Source organism: Lacticaseibacillus thailandensis DSM 22698 = JCM 13996, assembly GCF_001436135.1.
Lineage (GTDB): Bacteria > Bacillota > Bacilli > Lactobacillales > Lactobacillaceae > Lacticaseibacillus > Lacticaseibacillus thailandensis.
Map to the genome: position 1 here is coordinate 1 of NZ_AYZK01000018.1, position 1,213 is coordinate 1,213.

Sequence of the window (1,213 nt, forward strand, 5' to 3'; positions counted from 1 at the left end):
GTCGCCGTCTTGCTTGGCGCAACTGTTGCTCCGGTGTCGCCATTGATGAAGCGTACTGTTTCTGTTGCCGTCCGGTTCAGACTAGCGGTATCCACACCCGCTGGATACTTTGGCCCATCGGGATCATCAGGATCCACTGGCGTCCCTGGGCCCTGCGGACCGACCTGACTTGGGTCATCACCGGCAGGAGTCTGCGGGTTGACCGTGATCGTCGCTGGGTAGTAGTAGACCGTTAGCGTCACATCGGCGGCGGTGTCATCAACTAGTGCTGGTACTTCCGTTTAGTCTGGCGTTAAGCCTGCTTTCGTCGCTGCTGGTACTGCGGCGAACGTATTGTTGTCCGTTTCCCATGCACCGTAGGTGACCGTACCCGTGGCTACATCAACGCTGGCTGTCCGGTGATACGTGATCGTCGCCGTCTTGCTTGGCGCAACTGTTGCTCCGGTGTCGCCATTGATGAAGCGTACTGTTTCTGTTGCCGTCCGGTTCAGACTAGCGGTATCCACACCCGCTGGATACTTTGGCCCATCGGGATCATCAGGATCCACTGGCGTCCCTGGGCCCTGCGGACCGACCTGACTTGGGTCATCACCGGCAGGAGTCTGCGGGTTGACCGTGATCGTCGCTGGGTAGTAGTAGACCGTTAGCGTCACATCGGCGGCGGTGTCATCAACTAGTGCTGGTACTTCCGTTTAGTCTGGCGTTAAGCCTGCTTTCGTCGCTGCTGGTACTGCGGCGAACGTATTGTTGTCCGTTTCCCATGCACCGTAGGTGACCGTACCCGTGGCTACATCAACGCTGGCTGTCCGGTGATACGTGATCGTCGCCGTCTTGCTTGGCGCAACCGTTGCCCCAGTGTTCCCATTGATAAAGCGTACGGTCTCCGTTGCCGTCCGGTTCAGGCTAGCCGCATCAACACCTGCTGGATACTTTGGTCCATCAGTGTTTTCGGGGTCCACTGGTGTTCCTGGGTCCTGCGGACCAACCTGACTGGGATCATCACCGGCAGGAGTCTGCGGGTTGACCGTGATCGTTGAACGATAATACGTAACCACAACAGTCTGATTAACGCCATCATCGTTATCAAAGGTACTTACACCCTTACGACCGTCGCTATCAATAACGTAACCATTGAAATCATAATTAATGGCTTTGCCATTGGCATCCGTACTGTAATCAATGTCTCCAGAACTCGTCCCAGTAATCGTGGCAT

3 protein-coding genes are annotated in these 1,213 nt (G+C 56.0%); all 3 read right to left on the reverse strand.

Features of this window, described 5'->3' with window-relative positions; translation table 11 throughout:
- The coding region (locus tag FD19_RS09450; RefSeq protein ID WP_156639707.1) for a hypothetical protein at positions 1-242 on the reverse strand (242 nt) is incomplete at its 3' end.
- 39 nt (positions 243-281) lie between these two features.
- A complete protein-coding gene (locus FD19_RS09455) occupies positions 282-653 on the reverse strand; it encodes a mucin-binding protein (protein ID WP_056969914.1) in 372 nt (123 codons plus the stop codon).
- Positions 654-692: 39 nt separating this feature from the next.
- Positions 693-1,213: mucin-binding protein (locus FD19_RS09800; RefSeq protein WP_420836036.1), on the reverse strand; the 521-nt coding region annotated here is incomplete at its 5' end.